The sequence below is a fragment of the Staphylococcus sp. HMSC36A10 genome, from assembly GCF_001838845.1.
GTDB classification, from domain to species: domain Bacteria; phylum Bacillota; class Bacilli; order Staphylococcales; family Staphylococcaceae; genus Staphylococcus; species Staphylococcus aureus.
Genome location: NZ_KV839079.1, coordinates 1 through 2,315 on the forward strand (window position 1 = coordinate 1; position 2,315 = coordinate 2,315).

General features: G+C 50.3%; 2 rRNA genes. Both read right to left on the minus strand.

Annotation, left to right across the window (positions count from 1 at the left end):
- Positions 1-114 (minus strand): 5S ribosomal RNA (gene rrf, locus HMPREF3247_RS02535); the annotation flags it as partial.
- Between the two features lie 72 nt (positions 115-186).
- Positions 187-2,315, minus strand: a 23S ribosomal RNA gene (locus tag HMPREF3247_RS02540); the annotation flags it as partial.

Below are 2,315 nucleotides of genomic sequence, written 5' to 3' on the forward strand. Positions count from 1 at the left end.
CCTGGCAACGTTCTACTCTAGCGGAACGTAAGTTCGACTACCATCGACGCTAAGGAGCTTAACTTCTGTGTTCGGCATGGGAACAGGTGTGACCTCCTTGCTATAGTCACCAGACATATGAATGTAATTTATACATTCAAAACTAGATAGTAAGTAAAAGTGATTTTGCTTCGCAAAACATTTATTTTGATTAAGTCTTCGATCGATTAGTATTCGTCAGCTCCACATGTCACCATGCTTCCACCTCGAACCTATTAACCTCATCATCTTTGAGGGATCTTATAACCGAAGTTGGGAAATCTCATCTTGAGGGGGGCTTCATGCTTAGATGCTTTCAGCACTTATCCCGTCCACACATAGCTACCCAGCTATGCCGTTGGCACGACAACTGGTACACCAGAGGTATGTCCATCCCGGTCCTCTCGTACTAAGGACAGCTCCTCTCAAATTTCCTACGCCCACGACGGATAGGGACCGAACTGTCTCACGACGTTCTGAACCCAGCTCGCGTACCGCTTTAATGGGCGAACAGCCCAACCCTTGGGACCGACTACAGCCCCAGGATGCGATGAGCCGACATCGAGGTGCCAAACCTCCCCGTCGATGTGAACTCTTGGGGGAGATAAGCCTGTTATCCCCGGGGTAGCTTTTATCCGTTGAGCGATGGCCCTTCCATGCGGAACCACCGGATCACTAAGTCCGTCTTTCGACCCTGCTCGACTTGTAGGTCTCGCAGTCAAGCTCCCTTATGCCTTTACACTCTATGAATGATTTCCAACCATTCTGAGGGAACCTTTGAGCGCCTCCGTTACCTTTTAGGAGGCGACCGCCCCAGTCAAACTGCCCGCCTGACACTGTCTCCCACCACGATAAGTGGTGCGGGTTAGAAAGCCAACACAGCTAGGGTAGTATCCCACCAGCGCCTCCACGTAAGCTAGCGCTCACGTTTCAAAGGCTCCTACCTATCCTGTACAAGCTGTGCCGAATTTCAATATCAGGCTACAGTAAAGCTCCACGGGGTCTTTCCGTCCTGTCGCGGGTAACCTGCATCTTCACAGGTACTATGATTTCACCGAGTCTCTCGTTGAGACAGTGCCCAAATCGTTACGCCTTTCGTGCGGGTCGGAACTTACCCGACAAGGAATTTCGCTACCTTAGGACCGTTATAGTTACGGCCGCCGTTTACTGGGGCTTCGATTCGTAGCTTCGCAGAAGCTAACCACTCCTCTTAACCTTCCAGCACCGGGCAGGCGTCAGCCCCTATACATCACCTTACGGTTTAGCAGAGACCTGTGTTTTTGATAAACAGTCGCTTGGGCCTATTCACTGCGGCTCTTCTGGGCGTTAACCCTAAAGAGCACCCCTTCTCCCGAAGTTACGGGGTCATTTTGCCGAGTTCCTTAACGAGAGTTCGCTCGCTCACCTTAGAATTCTCATCTTGACTACCTGTGTCGGTTTGCGGTACGGGCACCTATTTTCTATCTAGAGGCTTTTCTCGGCAGTGTGAAATCAACGACTCGAAGACACAATGTCTTCTCCCCATCACAGCTCAGCCTTAACGAGTACCGGATTTGCCTAATACTCAGCCTTACTGCTTAGACGTGCAATCCAATCGCACGCTTCGCCTATCCTACTGCGTCCCCCCATCGATTAAAACGATTATAGGTGGTACAGGAATATCAACCTGTTATCCATCGCCTACGCCTGTCGGCCTCAGCTTAGGACCCGACTAACCCAGAGCGGACGAGCCTTCCTCTGGAAACCTTAGTCAATCGGTGGACGGGATTCTCACCCGTCTTTCGCTACTCACACCGGCATTCTCACTTCTAAGCGCTCCACATGTCCTTACGATCATGCTTCAACGCCCTTAGAACGCTCTCCTACCATTGTCCAAAGGACAATCCACAGCTTCGGTAATATGTTTAGCCCCGGTACATTTTCGGCGCAGTGTCACTCGACTAGTGAGCTATTACGCACTCTTTAAATGATGGCTGCTTCTAAGCCAACATCCTAGTTGTCTGGGCAACGCCACATCCTTTTCCACTTAACATATATTTTGGGACCTTAGCTGGTGGTCTGGGCTGTTTCCCTTTCGAACACGGACCTTATCACCCATGTTCTGACTCCCAAGTTAAATTAATTGGCATTCGGAGTTTGTCTGAATTCGGTAACCCGAGAGGGGCCCCTCGTCCAAACAGTGCTCTACCTCCAATAATCATCACTTGAGGCTAGCCCTAAAGCTATTTCGGAGAGAACCAGCTATCTCCAGGTTCGATTGGAATTTCTCCGCTACCCTCAGTTCATCCGCTCACTTT